The following is a 25,235-nucleotide window of genomic DNA, read 5'->3' as shown; positions in this document are numbered from 1 at the left end:
TCGCCGATACGGCGACGGGGGCAGAGCCCCCAAAATTTCCCATCAATGCACCGTGCAGACCATGCAAGGATCGAAACTGCGCACGATATGCTGCACCGCAAGCGGCGTATCCTCCCCCGGCTGCACCTCCGCCCCGACCAGCGCCGCCTCGAGCGGCCCCGGCACGCCCCCCGCGTCGCGCGGGCTGAAATTCCACGTCGTCGGCGCGATGATCTGCCAGGAGGCAATGCGCCCGTTCTCGATCATGCACCAGTGGCCCAAGGCACCGCGCGCGGCCTCCACCAGGCCCTCGCCCGCCCCGTCCCGTGGCGGCGACCATTCGGCCATGAACCGTTCGGCAGGGTCGATCGCGGCCAACATCTCCTCCATCACCACCTGCGTACGCGCGATTTCCAGCAGCCGCCCGACAATGCGCGCCCGCACGCCGCCCTCGCGGGCCAGCGCCCGCGCCAGGGCGTGCCCATCCACCACCTGCCGCGCCAAGGCACCGGTCTCATAGCCCAACCCGTCCAGGCGCGGGGCCTTGCACCAGCTATATCCCGGATCGCGCATCGCCTCGTCGGGCAGGGTCTGCCCGGCCTCGGGATGCGCCGCCTCGCCCAGCATCCAGGCATGGCTCAGATCCTCGCGGATCAGCGCAGGATCGAACAGCCCCGCCGCACCTCCGGTCCAGATGCCGCGCGCAAAGACAGGACCAGTCGCTGTCGGATAGGCCCCGTAGGACAGATACCGCCCGGCGCCGCACCCCATGCGCGCCAGATCGAGATCGTCGGCAATTTCCAGAAACAACCCGACATCGCCCGTTTGCCACGCTTCCATAGCCGCGATGCCGTCGAGCGCGATGAAGTCCTCCAGCGGCGCACCGAACATCTCCGCCTCCAGATACGCACGAAAGGCGCGCAAACTGGCCTGCATCCGCAGCTTGTCGCGCAGGCTTGGCGCGCGTGTCACGCCACCGGGTTGAATGGCCATCGTATGCGGCCACTTGCCGCCCAAGAGGCCCACGATATGCAACAGCCGCGCCCGCGCCTCCATTGCGGCATGCAGGGCAGAGCCCTTCATCGCCGTAAACCGTGCCACGGTGCGGTCATGCCAGTCATGCCCCGCATAGTCCGGCCGCGCGAAATCAGGCATGAAGAACAGGTTGAAATGCGTCATGTGATCGGCCTGATTTTCAACCGCATGCAAGAGTGCCGCGACCTTCTCGCCCTCGGGTGCCGGCACCACCCCCGCCGCCTGCGCCAGCGCCCGGGCCGCCGCCGCCGACTGGCTGATCGAGCAAATCCCGCAAATGCGCGGCGTGATGGTCAGGGCATCCATCGCCCCCTTGCCCAATAGCATCCGCTCGAACCCGCGAAAGAGCGGCGAATTGACGTAAGCCGCGCGCACACGCCCCGCCTCCACGTCGAGACGGATTTCCAGATCGCCCTCGACGCGATTGAACGGCCCGACCAGAAGCTGCGCCTCGCTCATGGTTTGGGTTTCTTGAGGCTGGGGGGCACGGTGATCCGGTCGGCCACGGCATTGCGCGCGATGCGCGGCGGCGTTGCTGCTTTCGACAGGCTTGCCAGTGCCATGAACCACGCCTTTGGCATGTCCGACGGCAGCCCGACCGGGATGCCCGCAAATTTCGGCGTTTCGGCAAAGCCGTGGCCGGGCTCCTCGAATTCGGGCGCAGTACAGTTGATACAGGGGTACCCCGCGCGCGTGCAACTGCCCTCGCCGTTCCAGCCGCGGATATTGCAATCCCCGACCGCCTGCGTGCCCACGCAACCCAGATGTTCCATCATGCAGCCCATCTCCGACAGATGCGTGGCGCTCGCCTTGTATTCATAGAACTCGTTCTTGGGGCAGGCGTGATGCACCAGATGATCGGCATAGAACCTTGGCCGCGCATAACCGTCCAGCATGTCTTCGCGCAGCTCACCGGCAGCCAGCATCAATAACGTCTCCGTCACCCAGTCGGGATGCGTGGGGCAGCCTGCCACATTGATCACCGGCATGCCTGCACGCGACCGGAAACCGGCGGGCAGCGCCCCGCCGGGATGCGCCCCGTCATATTGCACACCCACCGCATCGGCGGGGTTCTCTCCGGCCGAGGTCACGCCGCCATAGGTGGCGCAGGTGCCCACCGCCACCACATGCGCGGCCCTTGGTGCCAGATCACGCAACCAGTCGAGCATCGAACGCCCCGTGCCCGCCAGCATGTGATAGCGCCCGGTACCATTCGGCCCACGCAGGATCGAACCTTCGACACAGAGAATATCCAGCGACCGCCGCCCCGCGCGAATGTCTTCCAACATCGCTCGCACCGGCGCACCCGTGGCCTCGCTCAGCGTCGGATGCCAGAGAAACTCCAGCCCTGCGCCATCCAACAGCGCCAGCACATTGGGGTCCTCGGCACAGAGCAGCGACATTGTGCAGCCGCCGCAGCCCCCCGATTGCAGCCACAGGATGTTCATGCGCGTTCTCCCGCAGGCAGGCGCAACCGGAAACAGGCGCCGGGATCAGCCCCCTCGACCAGTTCCAGCGTGCCGCCATGTTCCTCGACGATCTTGTGCGAGATCGACAGGCCCAGCCCCGTGCCCTTGCCCACCTCCTTGGTGGTGAAGAACGGATCGAAAATCGCCTGCGCCTGCGCCGAGGGGATGCCCGGGCCGGTATCGCAGATATCCAGCACCGCGAACGCGCCTTCATAGCGCATATCCAGCCGCAGCGCAGGGTCCTCGACGCCGTCCATCGCATCAAAGGCGTTCTGTACGAGGTTCATCAAGACCTGCTGGATATGGCCCGGCCGCCCCCGCACCCGGCAGGGTTCCTCACCGGTGAAGCTGATGCGCATCTCGGATTTACTGCCCCGCTCGATCCAGTTGACGGCGACGCGTGCGGTCTCTGCCAGATCGAAATCCGACATCTCTCCCGCGCCATCCGCCGAAAGACGGCGCAAGTCCTCGACAATGTCGCGCACCCGTTCGGCCCCGTCGCGCGCCCCCTGCACCACCTGGGCCAGGTTCTTGAGATTGCGATCCAGCTTCAACTCTTCGCGCAGCGCCACCAGGTCCTCGCGGCTTGCCCCCGCCTGCACCCGCTCGAAATAGGTCTCGAACCGCGCCAGGTATTTCTCCAGCGTGTGGGTGTTGGCGTATACAAAGCTGATCGGGTTGTTCAACTCATGCGCCACCCCAGCCAGCAAACGGCCCAGTGAGGCCATCTTTTCGTTGCGCACCAACTGCCCCTGCGTCTGCTTGAGCGCCTCGTGGCTGCGCTCCAGTTCGGCATAGGCGCGCTTGAGCGCCCCCAATGGCCGCCCGGTCAGCACCACGCCGGTGCTCTTGCGGCGGCGGTCCAGCTGCGGCGCGATGCTGAATTCCACCGGCTCCAGCCCGTCGGGCGTAACCAGATCAGCGCTCCGCGTGTGGGTGCGGCGCAGCGCGACGGTTTCGGACATCGCCTCGCCCAGCCCGCCGGTATCGGCCTCAGCGACGAAATCGCGCAAGGGTCGACCGGCAAGATCCGCGACCTCGATTCCCACGAGATTGCAGAACGACGCGCTCGCATCGGCGATGGTGCCATGCTTGTCGGCGACGACCAGATAGTCGCTGATCGAGACCATGATCGAGGACAGAAAATGCCGCAGATTGGTCAGTTCTGCATTACGGCTTTCAAGCTGCTCCTGGTAATCGACCAGTTCGGCATAGGTGCGGTCCATCGCCCGAAGCACATCCGCCCAGGTCTGATCCCCCAGATCGCCGTTGATGTCGCCGATGCTCATGACTGCCGCTTACCCTGTCGCCCGGGCACCATCGCCCGGTCCCTTGGGCAGAATCCTACGGGCAATGCCCGCGAAAAGAAAGAGCGCCGCAGCCACGCGAAAATGCTGCAGCGCAGCGAACCCGCCGTGAGGCACTGCCGAACAAATAGGCAAGTCGCGTCAAAGCCGCCCAAATAATTGGCTAAGCTCTGCATAAAATGCACCGTCAAGCGCCAATCATTGGCGCAGCCGCATCTTGCAATGTTGGATGACGCTGCCTGAGAGGGCGAAAATACCGACCAGCGGCCCCGGTCCGGGCAGACTAGAAACCGCTGGACGGCAACAACACACAAGATGCTGCCGCGCAAGCCTAGCAGTGGGAATTTGGCTTGGAAAGCCACCCCTTGCCGCCCGCGCAGCCCTGACATGGGAGTTTCCGAGAGATGACAACCAAGACCATGCTGGCGAGCCTCGCCACGACAACCGCACTTTTGAGCGCCCCCGCTTGGGCACAGGACTGCCCCGTAAAAGTGGGTGTCCTGCATTCGCTGTCGGGCACGATGGCGATTTCTGAAACCACGCTCAAGGACACAGTCCTGATGCTGGTCGAACAACAGAACGCCAAGGGCGGCCTTCTGGGCTGCGAGATCGAGGCTGTGGTGGTCGATCCCGCCTCCGACTGGCCGCTCTTTGCGGAAAAAGCGCGCGAATTGCTGACCGTGAGCGAGGTCGACGTGATCTTCGGCTCCTGGACATCCGTGAGCCGCAAATCGGCGCTGCCGGTGCTGGAGGAACTCAACGGGCTGATGTTCTACCCTGTGCAATACGAGGGCGAGGAAAGCTCGAAGAACGTCTTCTACACCGGTGCCGCGCCCAATCAGCAGGCGATCCCGGCGGTGGATTACTTCCTCGAAGAGCTTGGCGTCGAGAGCTTCGCGCTCCTGGGCACCGATTATGTCTATCCCCGCACCACCAACAACATCCTCGATTCCTACCTGAAATCCAAGGGCATCGCGGATGAGGACATCTTCGTCAACTACACCCCCTTCGGCCATTCCGACTGGGCCACCATCGTCTCGGACGTGGTGGCGCTCGGGGCCTCGGGCAAGCAGGTGGGCGTGATCTCAACCATCAACGGCGATGCCAATGTGGGCTTCTACAAGGAATTGGCCGCACAAGGCGTGGACGCTGCCGATATCCCCGTCGTCGCCTTCTCGGTGGGCGAGGAAGAACTTTCGGGCCTCGATACAGCGCCGCTCGTCGGCCATCTCGCGGCGTGGAATTACTTCCAATCCGCAGATACCGAGATCAACGCCGAGTTCGTCGAGGCATGGAAGGCCTATGCCGGCGAAGAGCGCGTCACCAACGACCCGATGGAGGCGCATTACATCGGCTTCAACATGTGGGTGAATGCCGTGACCGAGGCGGGCACCACCGATGTGGACGCGGTGCGCGCGGCGATGTGGGGGCAGGAATATCCCAACCTCACCGGCGGCACGGCGGTGATGAACGCCAATCACCACCTCTCCAAGCCGGTGCTGATCGGCGAGATCCGCGATGATGGTCAGTTCGACATCATCAGCCAGACCGCGGAAGTGCCCGGCGATGCCTGGACCGACCACTTGCCCGAGAGCGCGCCGCTCAAGAGCGACTGGAAGGATCTCGGCTGCGGCATGTACAATACTGAGACTGGCACCTGCGTGCAGATGACCTCGAACTACTGAGGCAACAGGGCCGCGCGGGACCTCCCCGCGCGGTTCCTCACACCGAATTCCCCGCTCAGGACCGGACAGACCATGCGTTTCACCGCCCTCCTTGCCCGCGCCGTGGCGCTGCTGATGATCCTCGCCTGCGCCATGGTCCTGCGCCCCGGCGTGGCGACGGCGCAGGATGCGCTTCAACCGCTCCTGCAAGAGCACCAGGCCGATCTCGCCAAGCCATCGCGCCAGACCATCGGCCCGGTGATCGCTGACCTTCTGGCCTCGGATCACCCCGGAATGGCCGATTTCCTGCGCAAATGGGAGGCACGTGAGGTTTATCTGCGCCCTGAGGACGGGCTCTTCTTCTACGCCGAGGAGGCGGGCGACACCCTGCGCCTCATCGACATCGACAGCGGCGCGGCGGTGGCCGAAGTGGGCAGCCGCGAGGTGGACCAAATCCGTCCCAATGCTGGCGTGCGCCGCGAACTCGCCGCAGCCCTCGTGCCATTCGAATTGAACGCCGCCGACCCCGCCCGCCGCGCAGAGGCACTGGAGGCGATCACACGCAGCGCAGATGAAAGCCAGATCGCGCCCTTGCGCGACAGCATCGAGGGCGAGACCGACCCCGCCCTGAAGACCCGCAAGGAGCGCCTGCTCACCCTGCTCGTCGCACAGTTCGGGGCCACGAAATCCGAGCGTCTCGACGCCATTGCCGGGCTTGGCGGCGATACAAGCATTGAGGCGCGCAGCGTTCTCAACCAACTCACCGCCACCCGCGACGGCGTGGCCGAAACCCTGCCGGACGATATCAACCTCGCCCGCGTGCTGGAGGTCGGCACCGATCTCACCGAGGCCGAGGCCCATGACCGCCTGGTCGAAGCCGACCTCGCCCCGCCGCGCCAGACCGCAACGGATCTGCGCGACGTGCTGGCACAGCATATCGTGGACGGCACCGTCGGCGGCGTGCCGCTGCACCAGCTTGATACCACCGCCGCCCGCGCCCGTGCCTACGAGGCGCTTGAACAGGCGGGCACCGTGCCGCCCCGCGCCGCCCCCGACGAAGTGGCGCAGGCCGTTGCCGCCCATGTCTTCTACGCCGAATACCTGCAACCCGACCCGCAGATCACGCAGGCCGCCGAGGACGCGCTCACCGCCACCTCGCGCACCCTCGGCCTCTACCAGACCGCCGATCTTGTGCTTGACGGGCTGTCGCTCGCCTCAATCTTCTTTCTCGCGGCCATCGGCCTCGCCATCACCTTCGGCGTGATGGGCGTGATCAACATGGCGCATGGCGAGTTCATCATGATGGGGGCCTATACCGGCTATGTGGTGCAGCTTTTCATCCCCGATTACACCGTCAGCCTGCTCATCGCCCTGCCGCTCGCCTTTGCCGTCACCTTCGGCGCGGGCGTCGCGATGGAGCGGCTGGTGATCCGCCATCTCTATACAAGGCCGCTGGAGACGCTTCTGGCCACTTTCGGCATCTCCATCGCCCTGCAACAACTGGCCAAGAACATTTTCGGCACGCAGGCGCGGCCCCTCACCGCCCCCGACTGGCTAGGCGGCGCGATCACCCTCAACGACATCGTCAGCATCTCGACCATCCGCGTGGCGATCTTCGTCCTCGCCCTCATCTTCCTCGCGCTGCTGCTCTACATTCTCAAACGCACCCGTCTGGGGCTGGAGGTGCGGGCGGTCACGCAAAACCCAGGCATGGCCGCCTCGATGGGGATCAATCCCGACCGTATCAACATGCTGACCTTCGGCCTCGGCTCCGGCATCGCAGGGATCGCGGGGGTGGCCATCGGGCTCTATGCGCAGGTCACCTCCGAGATGGGGGCCAATTACATCGTGCAAAGCTTCATGACCGTGGTGGTGGGCGGCGTCGGCAATGTCTGGGGCACGCTCGCGGGAGCCTCGCTGATCGGCTTTCTGCAAAAGGGGATCGAGTGGTTCAACCCCTCCAACACGCTGGCGGCGCAGACCTACATGGTGCTCTTCGTGATCCTCTTCATCCAGTTCCGCCCCAAGGGCATCGTCGCCCTCAAGGGCCGCGCGGCGGGGGACTGAGCCATGAGCAAACCTGACATCACCCCGCGCCGCAGCTTTCTGGCCGAAAACCCCTCGGTGATGTGGTTCCTGGGCTGTCTCGGCCTCTTCACCCTCGGCGTCACCGTGCTGGCCGAAGGGTTCGGGGTGGCGCTCCTCTCGACCTCGATGGTCAAGATTCTCGGCATGACGCTCTGCCTGTGCCTCATTGCCGTGGCGATGGACGTGGTCTGGGGCTATTGCGGCATTCTCAGCCTCGGACATTTCGCCTTTTTCGGCCTCGGCGGCTACGCCATCGGCATGTGGCTAATGTATGCCCGCACCGAGAGCATCGTGGTGGAGTCGCTCGCAAACGCCCCCATCCCGCCCACGCAGGAAGAAATCAACGACGCCATCGCCACCCAGATTTTCGGCGTGGTGGGTTCCAACGAGTTGCCGCTGATCTGGGCCTTCGCCGACAGCCTTTTCATGCAGCTTCTATTCGTGGTGCTGGTGCCGGGGCTGCTGGCGCTGGTCTTCGGCTGGCTCGCCTTCCGCAGCCGCGTGACCGGCGTCTATCTCTCGATCCTGACGCAGGCGATGACGCTGGCTCTGTCGCTCTACCTCTTCCAGAATGACACCGGGCTGCGTGGAAACAATGGCCTCTCGGGCCTGCAGAACATCCCCGGCCTGCTGCACCTGCCGCAATCCACTATCGCGCTATGGTTCTTCTGGGCCTCCGCCGCCGCTCTCGGCCTGGGCTATCTCTTCTTCGCCTGGCTCATATCGGGCAAGTTCGGTTCGGTCATTCGCGGCATCCGCGACAATGAAAACCGCGTGCGCTTTCTCGGCTACCATGTCGAAAGCTACAAGCTGGTGATCTTCACGCTCACCGCCGTTGTCTCGGGCCTTGCAGGCGCGCTCTATTACCCGCAGGCGGGTATCATCAACCCGGCCGAAATCGCCCCGATCGCGTCCATTTACCTCGCCGTCTGGGTCGCCATCGGCGGGCGCGGGAGACTTTACGGCGCGGTGATCGGGGCGGCGGTCGTCTCGCTCGCGTCAAGCTGGTTCACCGGCGGCGGCGCGCCCGATATCGACCTCGGCTTCTACACGATCAACTGGACCGACTGGTGGCTGGTGCTTCTGGGTCTCGGCTTCGTCGCCGTCACGCTGTTCTTCCCGCGCGGCATCGGCGGGCTCTTCGACATGCTGGTGAGGAAATCATGAGCACCCTTCTCGAAGTCTCCGGCGTCTCCGTCAGCTTCGACGGCTTCCGCGCCATCAACAACCTCTCGATCCAGATCGCCGAGCCGGAATTGCGCGCCGTGATCGGCCCCAACGGCGCGGGCTAGTCAACCTTCATGGATATCGTCACCGGCAAGACGCGGCCCGACGAGGGCCGGGTGATCTGGGGCGAGAAAAACATCTCGCTCCTGGGGAAGAGCGAAAGCGCCATCGCGCGGGCGGGCATTGGCCGCAAGTTTCAGAAACCCACCGTATTCGAGGAACAGACCGTGCGCGAAAACCTCTCCATGGCGCTCAAGAACAAGCGCGGGCCATTTGACGTGCTGCTCTATCGTCGTTCGTCAAAGGGGGCCGCACGCATCGCGGAATTGGCCCAGGAAATCGGCCTCGCAGACGACCTGCCCCGCCGCGCGGGAGACCTCAGCCACGGGCAAAAACAATGGCTGGAGATCGGCATGTTGCTGGCGCAGGACCCGCGCCTTTTGCTGGTGGATGAGCCCGCCGCCGGGATGACCCCCGCCGAGCGCGAGCACACCACCGACATCCTCAAACGCGCGGCGCAGACCCGCGCCGTGGTGGTGATCGAGCATGACATGGAATTCGTGCGCCGCCTTGGCTGCAAGGTAACGGTGCTGCACGAAGGGTCGGTGCTGGCCGAAGGCAGCCTCGATCACGTTACGAAGAACAAAGAGGTGATCGATGTCTATCTCGGGAGATAAGCGATGCTGAGCGTGGACGGCCTCACCCTGCATTACGGCGCCTCGCAGATTCTGCACGGCGTCAGCCTCACCGCCCGCCCCGGTGCGGTGACGGCGGTGATGGGCACCAATGGCGTCGGCAAGACCAGCCTGTTGAAGGCCATCGCCGGGCGGCATCCTTACTCAGGTGGGAGGATCAGTCTCGACGGGCGCGAATTGCCCCTCCTCTCCGCCGCGCTGGCCGCGCAATCGGGCATCGCCTACGTCCCGCAGGGGCGCGAGATCTTCCCGCTGCTCACCGTCACCGAGAACCTGCAAACCGGCTTTGCCTGCCTGCCCAAATCCGATCACACCATCCCGCCCCGCATCTACGACCTCTTCCCGGTGCTGGCACAGATGCGCGACCGGCGCGGCGGTGACCTCTCGGGCGGGCAGCAGCAGCAGCTCGCCATTGCCCGCGCCCTCATCGCCCGCCCCCGGGTACTGTTGCTCGATGAGCCGACCGAGGGCATCCAGCCCAATATCATCAAGCAGATCGGCGCGGTGATCGGTCTTTTGCGCGACGAAGGCGAGATCGCCATCGTGCTGGTCGAGCAGTTCTTCGATTTCGCCTATGATCTGGCCGACGATCTGGTCGTGCTCAATCGCGGCGAGGTGCGGCTGTCCGAGCCTGCGGCGACCGTGGAGCGCGAGCGGCTCTTGCGCGAAGTGTCCATCTAATGGGCGGCTTGCCTGCTATTTGGGCATTTGAGAGCGCAGGCGCACGCAGCGCGCACGTGGCGATGTCCCGCAACTGGCAGTCCCGCGCAACGGCGGTAGCCTCAGGCTGAACGTAGCAAGAGACCCCGCATGCCCGCCTGCCCCGCCCCCTCCCCGTCTCAGGAACGCAGCTTTGGTGCCGCGCATGTGACGTTGTTGCCGGGGCCAAATGGCGGGCGGCTGGATCGGTTGCACCAGCAGGGATCGGCCAAGGCATTTCTGCATCCCGGGCCCTCCGGCCCCGAAATCGTATTGCTCAACACCTCCGGCGGGCTGACCGGTGGAGACCGCCTGTCCTACCGGCTTGATCTGGCGGCGGGGTGTCGCGCCACCGGCACCACTCAGACCGCCGAGCGCGCCTATCGCAGCACCGGCGCGGCAGCGCGGGTCACCGTGCATCACCGAGTCGCGTCCGGCGCGCATCTCGACTGGCTGCCGCAGGAGACGATCCTTTTCGACGGCAGCAACTTGGATCGCGAAACCACCATCGACCTCGCGCAGGATGCCTCCTGCCTGATACTGGAAGCGGTCGTCCTTGGCCGCGCCGCCATGGGCGAGACCGTCACGCGCACCACCCTGCGCGACACCCGCCGCATCACCCGCGAGGGCAGGCCTGTGCTGGTGGAACCGCTTCATCTCACCACCGATGCCCTGACCGCTGGCCCCGCCATCCTGAACGGCGCCCGCGCCTTCGCCACGCTGGCGCTGGTGGCGCGGGGGGCCGAGGATGCCGCACCCCGTATGCAGGATCTGCTTGATGAGCCGGGCGTCACAGGGGGTGCCTCGGGCTTTGACGGCAAGCTGGTGATCCGCCTGATGGCCGGTGACGGCTGGCCCTTGCGCCGTCAGATCATGCGGCTGGTCAGTGTGCTGCGCCCCGGCCCCCTGCCCCGCGTCTGGCAGAATTAGGAGACACGCGATGAACCTCACCCCCCGCGAAAAGGACAAGCTCTTGATCAGCCTCGCCGCCATGGTGGCGCGCGGCAGGCTCGCCCGCGGTGTTCGGCTCAACCACCCCGAGGCGGTGGCGCTGATCACCGATTTCGTGGTCGAGGGCGCGCGAGAGGGCCGCTCAGTGGCCGACCTGATGGAGGCGGGCGCACATGTCATCACGTCTGACCAATGCATGGAGGGCATCGCGCAGATGCTCCATTCCGTGCAGGTCGAGGCGACATTCCCAGACGGCACCAAGCTGGTGACCGTCCATAACCCACTACGCTGAAAGGATATTTCCAATGCGCTACATCCTCGCCGTTTTGCTGCTGACACCGTCGCTGGCCTTTGCGCACCTCGATCCTGCGGCGCATGGCTCTTTTGCTGCCGGGGCGACGCATCCGCTCTTCGGGGCTGATCATGTGCTTGCCATGCTGGCTGTCGGGCTATGGGCCGCAGTGCTTTCAGGGCGCGCGATCTGGCTGTTGCCGGTGGGTTTCGTCGCGGCGATGGCGGTTGGATTTGGCGGCGCGCTGCTCGGGCTGACCCTTCCGGCGGTGGAGCCGCTGATCCTTGCCTCGGTGCTGATCCTGGGGCTGCTGGTGGCTCTCGCCGTGCGGCTGCCCGCGATTTGGGCTGTCGGTATCGTGTCGGTATTCGGTCTGTTTCACGGCGGTGCCCACGGGGCCGAAATCGGGGCGGCAACGGCCTTGGACTATTTCGCGGGGTTTGCCGTCGCGACGATGGGTCTGCATCTTGCGGGCCTTGCTCTGGGGGTGCTTGTCATGCGGCTTGGCTCGCAAAGCGTGGTGCGCGGGGGCGGTGGGCTGGTCGCGGCGCTCGGCGCGTGGCTTGTGGCCGCAGGGTGAGGCATAGATCATGATCCCCGGAGAACTCTTTCCCGCCGATGGCGAGATCATCCTGAACGAAGGCGCGGAGGTCACCGTGCTGGAGGTCGCCAATACCGGCGACCGGCCGGTGCAGGTGGGCAGCCATTACCATTTCGCCGAGGCCAATGCCGGGCTGTCCTTTGACCGCGCCGCTGCACGCGGGCACCGGCTGGACATTCCCGCCGGCACCGCCGTCCGCTTCGAGCCGGGGCAGAGACGCGAGGTGCGGCTCATCCCCTATGGCGGCGCGCGGCGGGTGTTCGGCTTCAATCAGCAGGTGATGGGGGAGTTGTGATGCGCGGGATCAGTCCCAAGTGCCCCTTGCGCGGAATCGAAGCGCGAAGCGCCGCCGGGCAGCGCCCGACCGCCCCGTCGCACCAGAGGTGCGCCGACAACACTGGCACGCCTTCGGCGTGGCGGGCGGGCGCTTTTGCAACCTCGAGCAACCGCGCGGCCGTTGCAGTATTTGACCGCCATAAAGCGCATTCCACAGAGGTTGCAGCGCGCCCCCGCGGTCGGGCCCTGCCCGGCGGCGCGCCTTTGGCCAAGGGAGGTCTTTAATGCCCCACAACATCCCCCGCGCCGACTATGCCGCCATGTACGGCCCCACCACGGGCGACCGGCTGCGGCTTGGCGATACCGATCTGATCATCGAGGTGGAGCGCGACCTGACCACCTATGGCGAAGAGGTGAAATTCGGCGGCGGCAAGGTCATTCGCGACGGTATGGGCCAGAGCCAGATCCCCCGCGCGGGCGGGGCGGTGGATACCGTCATCACCAACGCGCTGATCGTCGATCATCAGGGCATCACCAAGGCCGATGTCGGCCTGCGCGATGGCCTCATTGCCGCCATCGGCAAGGCGGGCAACCCCGATACCCAATCCGGCGTCGATATCGTCATCGGACCCGGCACCGAGGTGATCGCCGGAGAGGGCCGCATCCTCACCCCCGGCGGCTTTGACGCGCATATCCATTTCATCTGTCCGCAGCAGATCGACGACGCGCTGCATTCCGGCATCACCACCATGCTGGGCGGCGGCACCGGCCCCGCGCATGGCACACTCGCCACCACCTGCACGCCGGGGGCGTGGCATATCGGGCGCATGCTGCAATCGCTGGATGCCTTTCCGATGAACGTGGGGCTTTCCTGCAAGGGCAATGCAAGCCAGCCCGAGGCACTGGTCGAAATGGTCCGCGCCGGGGCCTGCGCGATGAAGCTGCACGAGGACTGGGGCACCACGCCGGGGGCAATTGATTGCTGCCTGAGTGTCGCCGACGACATGGACGTGCAGGTGATGATCCACACCGACACGCTGAACGAGAGCGGCTTTGTCGAGAACACCCTCGCCGCCATGAAGGGCCGCACGATCCACGCCTTTCACACCGAGGGGGCGGGCGGCGGCCATGCCCCCGACATCATGAAGGTCGTGGGCTTTGAGCATGTCCTGCCCTCCTCGACCAACCCCACCATGCCCTACACCGTCAACACGATCGAGGAACATCTCGACATGCTGATGGTCTGTCACCACCTCGACAAGGCAATCCCCGAGGACGTGGCCTTTGCCGAGAGCCGTATCAGGCGCGAGACCATCGCCGCCGAGGATATCCTGCACGACATGGGCGCGTTTTCCGTCATGGCCTCGGACAGTCAGGCGATGGGGCGCGTGGGCGAGGTGATCATCCGCACCTGGCAGACGGCCTCCAAGATGCGCAAGCAGCGCGGGCGGCTGGCGGAAGAGGCCGGCGACAACGACAATGCCCGCGTCAAACGCTATATCGCGAAATACACCATAAACCCCGCCATCGTGCACGGGATGAGCGCCCATATCGGCAGTGTCACCCCCGGCAAGCGGGCCGATCTGGTGCTGTGGAACCCGGCGTTTTTCGGCGCGAAACCCGAGATGGTGCTGATGGGCGGCAGCATCGTGCTGGCGCAGATGGGCGACCCCAATGCCTCGATCCCGACGCCGCAGCCGGTCTATTCGCGGCCGATGTTCGGCGCCTACGGGCGGTCGCTCGAACGGTCCTCGGTGCTCTTCGTCAGCGCGGCGGCGCAGGCGGACGGGATCGGGGCGGCACTGGGGCTGGCCAAGGAGACGCTGGCGGTCGCAGGCACCCGCGCTATCACCAAGCGCGACATGATCCACAACAGCCTCACGCCCGAGGTCGAGGTCGATCCCGAAACCTACGAGGTGCGGGCGGATGGCGAATTGCTGACCTGCGAGCCAGCCTCGGAGTTGCCGCTGGCGCAACGCTATTTCCTGTTCTGAAGGGCCTGCCATGACCGATTTGCCGATCGCCCGCCAGTTACTCCCTAAAGCGCCCAAGACCGTCGCCGATACGGTCGTGCTCGACTATGACGCGCGGCTGATGCGGCGCAAGCGGCTGGTGGGCAAGGCCGGACTGACCTTTCTGGTCGATCTGGCGGAGGTGACCAATCTGGACGATCACTGGGGCTTCGCGCTTGACGATGGTCGGGCGGTGGCGGTGGAGGCAGCGCCGGAGGATCTCATTGAAATACGCGGTGATCTGGCGCGGCTGGCCTGGCATATCGGCAACCGGCACACGCCCTGCCAAATGGGCGCGGATCATCTGCGCATCCGCCGGGATCATGTGATCGAGGCGATGCTGGCGCATCTGGGCGCGGATATGACGCCGGTGACTGGCGCGTTTCGCCCCGAAGGCGGCGCCTATGGCAAGGGGCGCACGATGGGGCATGATCACGGGGGGCATGATCATGCGGGCCACGATCATGGCCATAGCCATCACCACGCCTGATGCTCACGGCCGCGCATCTCACGCTCACCCAATGGCTCTCTCCGGCCTTTCCGACCGGGGCCTTCGCCTATTCGCACGGGCTGGAGCATGAGATCGCGACGGGGGTTGTGAGGGACGCGGACACCCTCGCGGCATGGCTGGAGAATATCCTGCGCTATGGTGCGGGCTGGCAGGATGCGGTGCTGCTCAGTCAAGCGCTGGAGGGCGGGTGCGAGGCGCTTGACGATCTGGCCCGCGCGCTCGCGCCCTGCGCCGAGCGGCTGCAAGAGGGGTTGGAACAGGGTGCCGCGTTCGCCCGCACCGTCAATGGCCTCACCGGGCGCGCGCTGCCGCCCCGGATGCTGCCGGTGGCGGTGGGGGAGGCTGCTGCGCCGCTCGATCTGGCCCGCGAGGACGTGATCGCGCTCTACCTGCAAGGCTTTGCCGGGAACCTAGTCACCATCGGTATCCGCCACGTGCCGCTTGGTCAGACCGAGGGGCAGGCCATCCTCTCGGGCCTTGCGCCGCTGATTCACGATCTGGCACATCGCGCCGCCTGCGCGCCGCTCGACACGCTTGGCACATGCGCCCTTGCGGGCGACCTCGCGGCGCTGCAACATGAGGGGATGGATGTGAGGATTTTCAGGACATGAGCGGCACCCGTATGAACGGCCCGCTGCGGGTGGGCATTGGTGGCCCGGTCGGTGCCGGCAAGACCACGCTGACCGAGGGGTTGGCGCGGGCGCTGGCGCATCGCTGTTCGATGGCGGTGATCACCAACGACATCTATACGCGTGAGGATGCCGAGGCGCTGGTGCGCGCGCAGGTTCTGCCCGCCGACCGTATTCGCGGGGTGGAAACCGGGGGCTGTCCGCATACCGCGATCCGCGAGGATGCCTCGATCAATCTGGCCGCCGTGACCGACCTTAACACCGCCTTTCCCGATCTCGACCTGGTGCTGATCGAGTCGGGCGGTGACAACCTCGCCGCCACCTTCAGCCCGGAACTGGCGGATCTGACGATCTACGTGATCGACACCGCCGCCGGTCAGGATATCCCGCGCAAACGCGGGCCGGGGCTGACGAAATCCGATCTTCTGGTGGTCAACAAGACCGATCTTGCGCCGCATGTGGGCGTCGATCTGGTGCAGCTTGAGGCCGATACGGCGAGCGCGCGCGGATCGCGGCCCTATGTGCTGGCGCAGTTGCGCAATGGCGCAGGCCTTGATCAGGTGATCCGCTTCATCGAGGACGAAGGCGGCGTTCCGCTCGCCCCCTGATTTCGGCCCGCGCATTCTCGGACTTGTATTTACTTGCTGATCCGCCCATCATATTCATAAATTCGAATTTTAAGGGAGGATACCATGACATTCACCAGACGTCAGATGCTCGCGACCATGGGTGCGGGCGCGATTTGCGGGCTGCCGCGAGCGGGCTACGCCGCGACCGAAACCACCCTTGGGCAGGCGACGATCACCACGCTCAGCGACGGGCATCTGGTGCTGCCGCGCGATTTCCTGCTCGGTGATCTCGACCCGGCCAAGGCCGCGCCGGTGCTGGCTGAATTCGGCATCACCGGCGACACGATCGAGCCGCCCTGCAACCTCACCCTCTACCGCGACGGCACGCACACGGTGCTGTTCGACGCGGGCTCCGGGCATGCCTTCATGCCAAGTGCCGGGGAATTGCTCGACGCGTTCGACGCCGTGGACCTGACGCCGGATGACGTGACCCATGTCATTTTCACCCACGCCCATCCCGATCACCTCTGGGGCGTGCTTGACGATTTCGACGATCCTGTCTTTGCCAACGCCGCCCACATGATCGGACAGGCCGAATGGGACTACTGGACCGACCCCTCCACTGTGGACAGCATCGGCACCGCGCGCGCGAGCTTTGCCGTGGGCGCGGCACGCCGCCTGGCCGCGATAGAGGACCGGATCGAATTCATTACCGGCGGGCAAGAGGTGCTGCCCGGCATCATGGCGCATTATACGCCCGGCCACACGCCCGGCCATATGGCGTTTGAGCTGCGTCAGGGGTCAGAGGCCGTGATGGTGGTGGGCGATGCCATCGGCAACGGGCATCTTGCCCTTGCGCGCCCCGATTGGGCCAGCGGCTCTGATCAGGATGCCGATCAAGGGATCGCCACGCGCACCCGACTGCTCGACCAATTGGCCACCGACAAGATGGCGATGGTGGGCTTTCACCTGCCCGAAGGCGGGCTCGGCCGGGTGGAGCGGAGCGGCGACGCCTATCGCTTCGTGACGGAGGTGTGAGCCGATGCGCCCCCTCCTCATAGCCGCCCTTTTCGCCGCCGCCCCCGCACTCGCCAGCGAGGATATCGCCGATCAGTACCCCGGCTCGCTGCTCTATTCCAAACCGGTGGAGTTCATCCCCGGCGTCTGGTCCGCGATCGGGGCCACCGCGCCGCCGACCTATGAAAACGCGGGCCATAACAACAACCTCAGCTTCATCGTCACCGGCGCGGGCGTCGTGGTGATCAATGGCGGCGCCTCCTACGGGCTCGCCGAAGCGCTGCATGGCGAGATCAAGGCGATCACCGATCAGCCCGTGACCCATGTGTTCAACGAGAACGGTCAGGGCCATGCCATGCTGGGCAATTCCTATTGGGTAGCCCAAGGCGTGCCAGTGATCGCGCATGAGGACGCGCTGCACGAGATCGAGGAATATGGCGGAACGGACCTTGAGACCGCCCGCCGCGTCACCAAGGAGCGCGCCGAGGGCACCGAGGTGGTGCCGCCGACCGAGACCTTTTCGGACGACTACACGCTCGACATGGGCGATTTCCGCATCGAGGCGCGGCATCTGGGCCCCGCGCACAGCCCCGGCGATATCGTGATCTGGCTGCCCGAACAAAGCCTCGTGATTTCCGGGGACATGGCGTTTCACGAGCGCATGCTACCGATCTTTCCCGAGACGATCACCCGCGACTGGCTGGAGACATGGGATACCGAATTCGAGGCACTGGGCGCCACCTACGTGATCCCCGGTCATGGCCACCCGACCAACATGGATCAGGTGCGCCGTTATACCAAGGGGTACCTCGAATACCTGCGCGCACGCATCGGCGAGCATATCGACGCGGGCGGCGACCTTGCCGACGCCTATTACGTCGATCAGTCCCCCTACCGCCATCTCGACACGTTCGAGGAACTGGCCACCAAGAACGCGGGCCGGGTCTACGAGCAGATGGAGTGGGAGTGAGCGCACGCTGAGCGCACACCCTGCCGGGCTGACCTGACCCTTCCGGGTCAGCTCAGCACGCCATCGGCCCCCAGCACGCTCCGGCCGCGCAGGTAGGGGTGCAGCACCTCGGGCAGGCGCACAGACCCGTCCGCCTGCTGGCCGTTTTCGAGCACCGCGATCAGCGCGCGCCCGACGGCCAACCCCGAGCCATTCAGCGTATGCACGAATTCCGGCTTGCCGCCGCCTGCGGGCTTGAACCGCGCGTTCATCCGCCGGGCCTGAAAATCGCCGCAGACCGAGACCGAGGAAATCTCGCGATACATGTCCTGTCCGGGCAGCCAGACCTCGATGTCATGGGTGCGCCGCGCACCAAAGCCCATGTCGCCGGTGCACAGCACGACGGTGCGATAAGGCAGGCCAAGGCGTTCCAGAATACCCTCGGCGCATCCGGTCATCCGGTCCAACTCGTCGCGGCTGGCCTCGGGATGGGTGATCGACACCATCTCGACCTTTTCGAACTGATGCTGGCGCAGCATGCCTGCGGTATCGCGCCCCGCCGATCCCGCCTCGGAGCGGAAGCATTGCGTATGCGCCACCATCCGGCGCGGCAGGCTGGTCTCGTCCACCGTCTCGCCATGCACGAGGTTGGTCAGCGTCACCTCGGCGGTCGGCACCAGCCACCAGCCATTGGTGGTCTGATAGCTGTCCTCGCCGAATTTCGGCAGTTGCCCGGTGCCGCGCATCATCTCGTCGCGCACCAGCACCGGCGTCCATGTCTCGGTCAGGCTGTTCTCCTCGACATGCGTGTCGATCATGAACTGTGCGAGCGCGCGGTGAATGCGCGCCACCGATCCCGAGAGCACGACAAAGCGGCTGCCCGAGAGCTTGGCCGCGCTTTCGAAATCCATGCCGGGTTTGACGCCCTCGATCTCGTAATGCTCGCGCGCCGTGAAGTCGAGCACCGGCGGCGTGCCCCAGCGGCGCAACTCGACATTGTCGGCCTCGTCCGCGCCATCGGGCACATCGTCCTGCGGCAGGTTGGGCATCCCCATCAGCATCTCGGTCAGTTGCGCGTCAAGGTCCTTGGCCTCAGCCTGCATCGCCGCCACCTCGGCCTTCTTCTCGCCCACGAGCACGCGCAGCCGGGCAAACTCGGCCTCGTCGCCGCGCGCCTTGGCGGCGCCCACTTCCTTGGAGGCGCGGTTCTGATCGGCCTGCGCGGTCTCGGCCGCAAGGATCTTGGCGCGCCGCGCCTCGTCCAGGGCCAGAACGGGGCCTGACGCGTTCTGCGCACCCCGCCGCGCCATGGCGGCGTCAAATGCTGCGGGGTTCTCACGGATCGCGCGGATATCGTGCATCGGTCTGTCCTCGAACTGCCTGAGTCGTTAGAGCGCGTGATAAACCGGTTTTGCGGCCATGTGTAGGGCGGGTTGACGCGACAGGGCGGTGCGTTGTGGGTTTGAGTGTCGCCGCAGGATGAAAAGTGCCATGCGGCACCGCCCGATATGGTCAGGTCGTCGGCACCAGAGCCGCGTTGCGGCCCAACATCAGATGCGTTGTCATGGCACCGATCCACATCGCAGTGACCGCAACCCAGGCCGTCAGCGCAAAGATCGCGCCGCCCGACATGCCCGCGCCCACGGCGCAGCCCCCGGCCAGCATCGAGCCAAAGCCCATGAGGGCCGCGCCCAGCAGGTAGCGTTCCATCGGCGTGTCGGGGCCGAAGCGTTCGATCTTCCATTCGCGGGTGGCGAGCGCCATCGCCGCCGCGCCCGCGAACACCCCCGGCACAAGACCCACGCCGAAACTCAGCGGCAGCGAGGTGCTGTTGACCAGCCCCATCAGCGTGTCGGTCGAGGGGCCGGTGAAGGTGACCGAGGAAATCGGGATCACCTCGAAGGAGGTCTGCGCGATCATGTAGGTCACCAGCCAGCCAAGCCCGACGGCAAGCCCGACAGCCATTCCGGCAATCGCATGGCTCAGCCGCACGTTCCGCGCCAGAGCCAGTGCAAAGCCTGCGATGAGAACCAGCGCGGCGATGCAAGCCGCGACCAGAGGGCTCATGCCAAGCTGCGACAGGATGCTGCGCGCCTCGCCGCCCGGCACCAGCCAGAGCGTTGCAAGCCCCTCGCGCGCGGGCGACAGCGCCCCGCGCAGTGCCGATTGCGCCACGATGGTCAGCACCAGCCCCGTGACCAGCGCGCGCAGGTTGCCGGTGGCCGAAAGGACCAGCAAACGGCTCGCGCAGCCGCGCGCGAGGATCATGCCTGCGCCGAAGATCAGCCCGCCGATGATCGCGCCCGACATGCTGCCGGTGGCCGCCAGTGGCCGCGCCTCGCTTACGTCAAGAACACCCGTCGCGATGGCCCCCTGCACCGCCAGAACCCCGGCGGAAAACGCGATGATCCAGATCGACAGGCGGGGGCCCAGCCCGCGCTCGGCCACTTCGATGGTCGCGGCCCGCAGGCAAAACCGAGAATGCTGCGCCGCCGCACCGAAGATCACGCCAACGAGCGCGCCCGCCATGGCAAGAACGGCCCCGTCGCCGTAGGTGTCGATGAGTGTTTCCAGCATGGCAGGGTTCCATCGTGACGTTATGCTGTCAGCATACACATTCACGGGCGCGCATGTCTTGACTTGGGTCAATCAGGGGGTCAACCGGGCCGCGCGGATGCGGCCCGGTCAGGCTGATCATTCCAGCGCGTCCTGCACGATCTCATCCAGAAACGCCTGCACCTTCTGCATCTCCCCCTCTGGGTAGGTGCGATAGCCCACCATCACCTCGCCCTCACGCTCGGCCACAAAGACGCCGTAGGGGCAATGCGCGATGTTCATCGGGTTGGCCTCCATCACCTCGCGCGAGAGGGTGGCGGAGCAAAAGAGAAAGATATCCGCCTCTTCGAATATCTTGACGTCGCTGCCCACATCCGCGCCGGTGCGGTTGAGCATCTCGCCCACATGGCTGGTGAGGTCGATCACCAGCCCCCGGTCTAGGATGGCACTTTCGACCGCGAATGTCGCATCGCCGAAGGTGCCGTTGAACGGGTAGGTCACCGCCTCCTGCGCCATAGCGGGCAGCGCCATGAGGCCGAAAACTCCGGCCAGGATTGTCCGTTTCATTGCCTTTACTCCTTTGTCAGACAGGCGTTCGCGCGCCGATCAATCGAACATGTCCGTGGTGATGCCCGCATACCAACCGACCGATTCCTCGTAGGTGGCCTTGCGGGTCGCCGCATCTTCGCCGGTCTGCGAGATGAAGCCGTCGACCTTGGCGATCTTTTCCTCGGTCGCCTCGTAGGTGGCCCCCACCTTGACGCCGTCATCCTCGGCGATCAGCGACCAGCAGGTATTGGTGAACTTCGCCGGGAACACCTTGGACCCGGTCAGCGCGCCGCGCACCGCCATGGCGCAGACCTTGGCCTGCGAATTGGCGGCAAAGCCGGATTTCGGCATGTCGCCCTGCGCGGCGGCATCGCCCAGCACATGCACATCCGGGTCCATCTTTGACGACATGTCGGCGGCATTCACCGGGGCCCAGTTGCCCTCGGTCACGCCCGCCATGTCGGCGATGCGGCCTGCCTTTTGCGCCGGGATCACGTTGCAGACATCCACGTTCTCGACAATGCCATCGATGTCGATGGTCATCGCCTCGGTGTCGACGCTCACATTCTCGCCGCCGAAATCGGGGCCGATGCGCTCTACCATGCCGCCGTAATGGCGTTGCCAGCCTTCCTCGAACAGTGCCTGCTTGGAGAATTTCGGCTTGGGATCGGCGATGAGGATCTTGGCGGTCGGGTTCATCTGGCTCAGCACATGCGCCACCATCGAGATCCGCTCATAGGGGCCGGGGGGGCAGCGATAGGGGTTGGGCGGGGCCACCATGGCAAAGCGTCCACCCTCGGGCATCGCCATGATCTGCGCCTTCAAGAGCTCGCTCTGCGATCCGGCCTTGTAGGCGTGGGGCATCTTGTTTTGTGCGGCCACCGACCAGCCAGGCACGGCATCCTCGACGAAGTCGATGCCGGGGCTGAGGATCAGCTTGTCATAAGGCAGCACCGCGCCACCAGCGAGGCTGACGGTCTTGGCATCGCGGTCCACGTCCACCGCCCAGTCATGCACCACGTTGATCCCGTATTTCGCGGCCAGCGTGCCGTAGGTGTGGCTGATATCCTCCAGATCGGTGAAGCCGCCGATGTAGAGGTTGGAGAAATAGCAGGTGAAATAGCTGCGCGACGGCTCGACCAGCGTGACATCGATCGCGCCCTTGCTGTCCTTGGCGAGATAGCGCGCGGCGGTGGCCCCGCCCGATCCGCCGCCGATCACGACAACGCGCGGCTTGCCAGAGCCCTGTGCCAACACCGCAGGCGCCGAGAGCGTGGCAGCCGCAGCCGTTCCCACGGCAATGAATTTGCGTCGGTTGAAAGTCATGGTGTCTCCTCCCAGAAACGGACCGCGTTTAGTCGAGGTCCTTGAAATAGGCCGCCAGCGCTGCGATCTCCTCGTTCGACAGGCGTCCGGCCATCATCTGCATCACCGGATGGGGACGCAGTTTATCCTTGTAAGCGTGCATTGCGATCACGAAATCCTCTTCCGGCCAGCGGGTGATCGATGGGATACCCTCGGCACTGCCATCGGCCTGATGACAGCTTACACATTCGCTGCTGAGGTATTCGCCGTATTCCGGGTCGCCTTGAATGGCGAGAATATCGGGATCGACCGAATGATCGGTGCCGATGGCCGTCGGCGCGGCCTCGGGGATGTTCGCGGGATTGTCCGAAAAGGTCCGCAGATAGGCCAAAAGGTCAGCGCGCGCCTGTTCGTCCTTCATGCCGCGATAGCTCATCCGCGTCTTGGAGACGAGCGCGCGCGGGTTCTCGATATAGGCGTCGAGCGTTTCCAGCGTCCAGGTCAGGCCATCGACGCCCGCCCGCTCCATCGAGGCGGAATAGGCGTAGCCCTCATGCGCCGCCGCGCGCCGCCCGAAAATACCATTGAGATGGGGGCCGATCCGGTCTTCGGCCCCCTTGCCCACCTGATGACAGCCCTTGCAGGCGTTGAAGGCCTGCGCGCCTTTTTCGGCGTCGCCGATAAGCTCTGCCCGCGCGCCGCCCGCCGCCAAAAGCGCGGCAAACGTCAGCGCGGGCAGGAGCGGGCGCACCTTGTTATTCTCCGAAGGTCGAGAGATAGGCGGTGATCGCCGCAATATCCTCGTCCGATCTGAGCCCGGCAAAGGCCATGCGCGTTCCCTTCATGAAGCCGCGCGGATCAGCCAGGAACGCGGCGAGGCTTTCATTGTCCCAGACAAGCCCGTCACCAGCCATGCCTTCGAGGGCCGAGGAATACTTGAACCCGTCCACGGCACCGGCAGCACGGCCCATCACACCGTTGAGTTGGGGGCCCACACGATTTTTGGCACCCTCGCCCACCTGATGGCAAGCCTTACATTTGCGGAACACCTTTTCCCCGGCGGCGACAAGCTCCGGGTCCGGCGCGGATGCGGGTTCCGGTGCGGCCTCGGTGGCGGCCATCTCGACCGGCTCTGCCTCGGCGGCGGGCGCCGCGGCCTCGGTCTCGGCGCCTTCCTCATCCGGGGTCACGTCGAGCACGGCGGCGCGCATGGTGATCTCGACGTTTTCCTTGCAGTTCTCCATGCAGGGCTCGCCATGCCAGATCGCGTATTCCGTCTCGGCCCGGTTATCGACGATAAAGCCGTCGGCATTGGGCATCTCGAACTCGGCGAAATTCTCGTGGCTGAGGGTGAAGTCATCCTCAACCAGATTGTTGGAGTAGAGAATATAGGCGGTGATCGCATAGACATCATCGGGCGTCAGGCTCTGTGCGTTGCCGAAGGGCATGGAGCGGTTGACGTAGTCCCACACCGTCGACAGGTGCGGCCAGTAAGATCCAACAGTCTTGAGCGGGTCCTTGCGGTCGAGCGTGCCCTGCCCGCCCGCCAGCTTGGGCCAGTTGCCGATACCCTCGGCAAAGTCACCGTGGCAGACGGCGCAATGTTCGGCAAAGACCTCGTCACCTGTCCACACGTCGCCCGACCCTTCCGGCAGGCCGCGCCCGTCGGGCATGATCTTGACGTCCCAGGCTGCGATCTCTTCGGGCAGCGCCTCGCGCCCCAGCCCGTATTCGCCGGACCAGACGGCGGTGGCGGTGGCGCTGACGGTGATGCCCGCGACCAGCGTGAATTTAAGAAACTTCGACATTCTCTGCCTCCCCGTTGGGCCGCACCCACCATGTCTGAATACAGTTGTTGTGATAGATCGAGTTTTCGCCGCGTACCTCGCGCAGCTGCGCCTTGGTGGGCTGGATATAGCCGGTGTCATCCATCGCGCGGCTTTGCAGCAGCATCTCCTCGCCGTCCCACTCGGTGTCGAGGTAGAAGCGGGTGAGCGCCTTAGCCTCGCCTTCCTTGGCGAGCCGTGCGGTTTCCCAGGTCTTGCCGCCATCCTTGGAGACATCGACGCGGGTAATCGCGCCGTGCCCGGACCATGCCAGCCCGGTGATCACCAGCGGCCCCTTGCCATGCGTGATCGGCGACTGCGGGCTGGGCGAGGTGACGACCGATTTCGCATCCATCACCCAGGTCCATTTGCGGCTGGTGCCATCGGCCAGCGTATCGGTGTATTTGCTGGTCTCCTCGCGGCTTTCCACGGGGCCGTCGGTCACCTCGATACGGCGGATCCACTTGACCCACATGTTGCCTTCCCAGCCGGGCACGACAAGGCGCACGGGGTATCCGTGTTCCTTGCGCAGCGCCTCGCCATTGGCCTTGAACGCCACCAGACAATCGCCAAGCGCCTTGCCCATCGGGATCGAGCGGCCGTTCGAGGACGCATCCGCCCCTTCGACATAGACCCACTTGTCCTGCAACTCGCCCGCCACGTCGAGCCCGGCCTCTTCCAGCAGGGTGCGCAGCGGCACGCCGGTGTATTCCATGTTGTGGATCATGCCATGGGTGAACTGCGCGCCGTTGAGTTGCGCGCCCGCCCATTCCATGCCCGTGTTGGCCGCGCATTCGCAGAAATAGACGTGGTTCTCACGCGGGAAGCGTTCGAGATCGGCATAGGTGAAGACCAGCGGCCGATCCACCAGCCCGTTGATCATCAGGCGGTAATCTTCCTTCTTGAGGTCAATCGCGCCGGAATGGTGCCGCTCGAAGGCGCAGCCCTGCGGCGTGATCGTCCCGTCAAGCGCGTGGATCGGCGTGAAGTTGATCGAGGAAATCGTATCGGCGGTCAGCCATTCGACAT

General features: G+C 65.3%; 24 protein-coding genes and 1 pseudogene. 15 read left to right on the top strand and 10 right to left on the bottom strand.

The genetic code is table 11. From position 1 onward, the window contains the following. Positions 1-42: 42 nt before the first annotated feature. The 3 genes from RID11_RS03550 to RID11_RS03540 are packed head-to-tail and all read right to left on the bottom strand — an operon-like array spanning position 43 to position 3,772. Entirely contained in the window at positions 43-1,473 is a 1,431-nt protein-coding gene (locus RID11_RS03550; protein ID WP_350136056.1) for a nickel-dependent hydrogenase large subunit, read from the bottom strand. Next, positions 1,470-2,462 carry an NADH-quinone oxidoreductase subunit B family protein gene (locus RID11_RS03545; protein ID WP_350136055.1) on the bottom strand — a complete coding sequence of 331 codons (993 nt, stop codon included), beginning with the start codon at positions 2,460-2,462 and terminating at the stop codon, positions 1,470-1,472. Before RID11_RS03545 ends, RID11_RS03550 begins: the two co-directional genes overlap by 4 nt. Then, positions 2,459-3,772 (bottom strand): PAS domain-containing sensor histidine kinase, encoded by a 1,314-nt coding sequence (locus RID11_RS03540; RefSeq protein ID WP_350136054.1) that lies wholly within the window; start codon positions 3,770-3,772, stop codon positions 2,459-2,461. The genes RID11_RS03545 and RID11_RS03540 overlap by 4 nt, the downstream gene beginning before the upstream one ends. Before the next feature lie 422 nt (positions 3,773-4,194). Here RID11_RS03540 and urtA point away from each other — a divergent pair, with 422 nt between their 5' ends. The 15 genes and pseudogenes from urtA (at position 4,195) to RID11_RS03465 (ending at position 17,991) form a co-directional block, all read left to right on the top strand. Further along, on the top strand, positions 4,195-5,475 hold the full coding sequence (gene urtA, locus RID11_RS03535) for an urea ABC transporter substrate-binding protein (RefSeq protein WP_350136053.1): 1,281 nt from the start codon (positions 4,195-4,197) through the stop codon (positions 5,473-5,475). Between the two features lie 72 nt (positions 5,476-5,547). Next, the gene (gene urtB / locus RID11_RS03530; RefSeq protein WP_350136052.1) at positions 5,548-7,521 is read left to right on the top strand and encodes an urea ABC transporter permease subunit UrtB; all 1,974 of its coding nucleotides are present in this window, start codon (positions 5,548-5,550) and stop codon (positions 7,519-7,521) included. A 3-nt stretch (positions 7,522-7,524) separates the two neighbouring features. Continuing rightward, positions 7,525-8,709 carry an urea ABC transporter permease subunit UrtC gene (gene urtC / locus RID11_RS03525; protein WP_350136051.1) on the top strand — a complete coding sequence of 395 codons (1,185 nt, stop codon included), beginning with the start codon at positions 7,525-7,527 and terminating at the stop codon, positions 8,707-8,709. Beyond that, positions 8,706-9,446 (top strand): annotated as a pseudogene (gene urtD, locus RID11_RS03520) (urea ABC transporter ATP-binding protein UrtD). Before urtC ends, urtD begins: the two are co-directional and overlap by 4 nt. A 3-nt stretch (positions 9,447-9,449) precedes the next feature. Beyond that, on the top strand, positions 9,450-10,145 hold the full coding sequence (urtE, locus tag RID11_RS03515; protein WP_350136050.1) for an urea ABC transporter ATP-binding subunit UrtE: 696 nt from the start codon (positions 9,450-9,452) through the stop codon (positions 10,143-10,145). A gap of 129 nt (positions 10,146-10,274) precedes the next feature. Then, positions 10,275-11,093, top strand: a complete 819-nt coding sequence (locus RID11_RS03510) for an urease accessory protein UreD (RefSeq protein WP_350136049.1) — start codon at positions 10,275-10,277, stop codon at positions 11,091-11,093. Between the two features lie 10 nt (positions 11,094-11,103). After that, a complete protein-coding gene (locus RID11_RS03505; RefSeq protein ID WP_350136048.1) occupies positions 11,104-11,406 on the top strand; it encodes an urease subunit gamma in 303 nt (100 codons plus the stop codon). A 13-nt stretch (positions 11,407-11,419) separates the two neighbouring features. Then, positions 11,420-11,986, top strand: a complete 567-nt coding sequence (locus RID11_RS03500; RefSeq protein ID WP_350136047.1) for a HupE/UreJ family protein — start codon at positions 11,420-11,422, stop codon at positions 11,984-11,986. Between the two features lie 10 nt (positions 11,987-11,996). Next, positions 11,997-12,302, top strand: a complete 306-nt coding sequence (locus tag RID11_RS03495) for an urease subunit beta (RefSeq protein WP_350136046.1) — start codon at positions 11,997-11,999, stop codon at positions 12,300-12,302. 265 nt (positions 12,303-12,567) lie between these two features. After that, entirely contained in the window at positions 12,568-14,277 is a 1,710-nt protein-coding gene (gene ureC / locus RID11_RS03490; protein WP_350136045.1) for an urease subunit alpha, read from the top strand. A 10-nt stretch (positions 14,278-14,287) separates the two neighbouring features. Then, positions 14,288-14,785, top strand: coding sequence for an urease accessory protein UreE (locus RID11_RS03485; protein ID WP_350136044.1), 498 nt, complete (start codon positions 14,288-14,290; stop codon positions 14,783-14,785). Further along, positions 14,785-15,417, top strand: coding sequence for an urease accessory protein UreF (locus tag RID11_RS03480; RefSeq protein WP_350136043.1), 633 nt, complete (start codon positions 14,785-14,787; stop codon positions 15,415-15,417). The genes RID11_RS03485 and RID11_RS03480 overlap by 1 nt, the downstream gene beginning before the upstream one ends. After that, positions 15,414-16,043, top strand: coding sequence for an urease accessory protein UreG (gene ureG, locus RID11_RS03475; protein ID WP_350136042.1), 630 nt, complete (start codon positions 15,414-15,416; stop codon positions 16,041-16,043). Before RID11_RS03480 ends, ureG begins: the two co-directional genes overlap by 4 nt. An 84-nt stretch (positions 16,044-16,127) precedes the next feature. Then, positions 16,128-17,042, top strand: coding sequence for an MBL fold metallo-hydrolase (locus RID11_RS03470; protein WP_350136041.1), 915 nt, complete (start codon positions 16,128-16,130; stop codon positions 17,040-17,042). Between the two features lie 4 nt (positions 17,043-17,046). Then, the gene (locus RID11_RS03465) at positions 17,047-17,991 is read left to right on the top strand and encodes an MBL fold metallo-hydrolase (protein WP_350136040.1); all 945 of its coding nucleotides are present in this window, start codon (positions 17,047-17,049) and stop codon (positions 17,989-17,991) included. Between the two features lie 47 nt (positions 17,992-18,038). Here the strand turns inward: RID11_RS03465 and serS are convergent, their stop codons facing one another. The 7 genes from serS to soxC all read right to left on the bottom strand — a co-directional run. Continuing rightward, complete coding sequence (gene serS, locus RID11_RS03460) at positions 18,039-19,331, bottom strand: serine--tRNA ligase (protein ID WP_350136039.1); 1,293 nt, start codon at positions 19,329-19,331, stop codon at positions 18,039-18,041. 151 nt (positions 19,332-19,482) lie between these two features. After that, a complete protein-coding gene (locus tag RID11_RS03455) occupies positions 19,483-20,547 on the bottom strand; it encodes a YeeE/YedE family protein (protein ID WP_350136038.1) in 1,065 nt (354 codons plus the stop codon). 117 nt (positions 20,548-20,664) lie between these two features. Next, positions 20,665-21,093 (bottom strand): DUF302 domain-containing protein, encoded by a 429-nt coding sequence (locus RID11_RS03450; protein WP_350136037.1) that lies wholly within the window; start codon positions 21,091-21,093, stop codon positions 20,665-20,667. A gap of 39 nt (positions 21,094-21,132) precedes the next feature. Further along, entirely contained in the window at positions 21,133-22,401 is a 1,269-nt protein-coding gene (locus tag RID11_RS03445; RefSeq protein ID WP_350136036.1) for an FCSD flavin-binding domain-containing protein, read from the bottom strand. Positions 22,402-22,429: 28 nt separating this feature from the next. Then, complete coding sequence (locus tag RID11_RS03440; RefSeq protein ID WP_350136035.1) at positions 22,430-23,131, bottom strand: c-type cytochrome; 702 nt, start codon at positions 23,129-23,131, stop codon at positions 22,430-22,432. Between the two features lie 4 nt (positions 23,132-23,135). Beyond that, positions 23,136-24,188 carry a c-type cytochrome gene (locus RID11_RS03435; RefSeq protein ID WP_350136034.1) on the bottom strand — a complete coding sequence of 351 codons (1,053 nt, stop codon included), beginning with the start codon at positions 24,186-24,188 and terminating at the stop codon, positions 23,136-23,138. Continuing rightward, on the bottom strand, positions 24,172-25,235 hold a 1,064-nt coding region (soxC, locus tag RID11_RS03430; RefSeq protein ID WP_350136033.1), incomplete at its 5' end, for a sulfite dehydrogenase. The genes RID11_RS03435 and soxC, both read right to left, overlap by 17 nt.

This window comes from Roseovarius sp. (assembly GCF_040219995.1).
Classification (GTDB): domain Bacteria; phylum Pseudomonadota; class Alphaproteobacteria; order Rhodobacterales; family Rhodobacteraceae; genus Roseovarius.
Note: the sequence above shows the minus strand (reverse complement) of the source record. Positions and strands in the feature narration are given on the sequence as shown.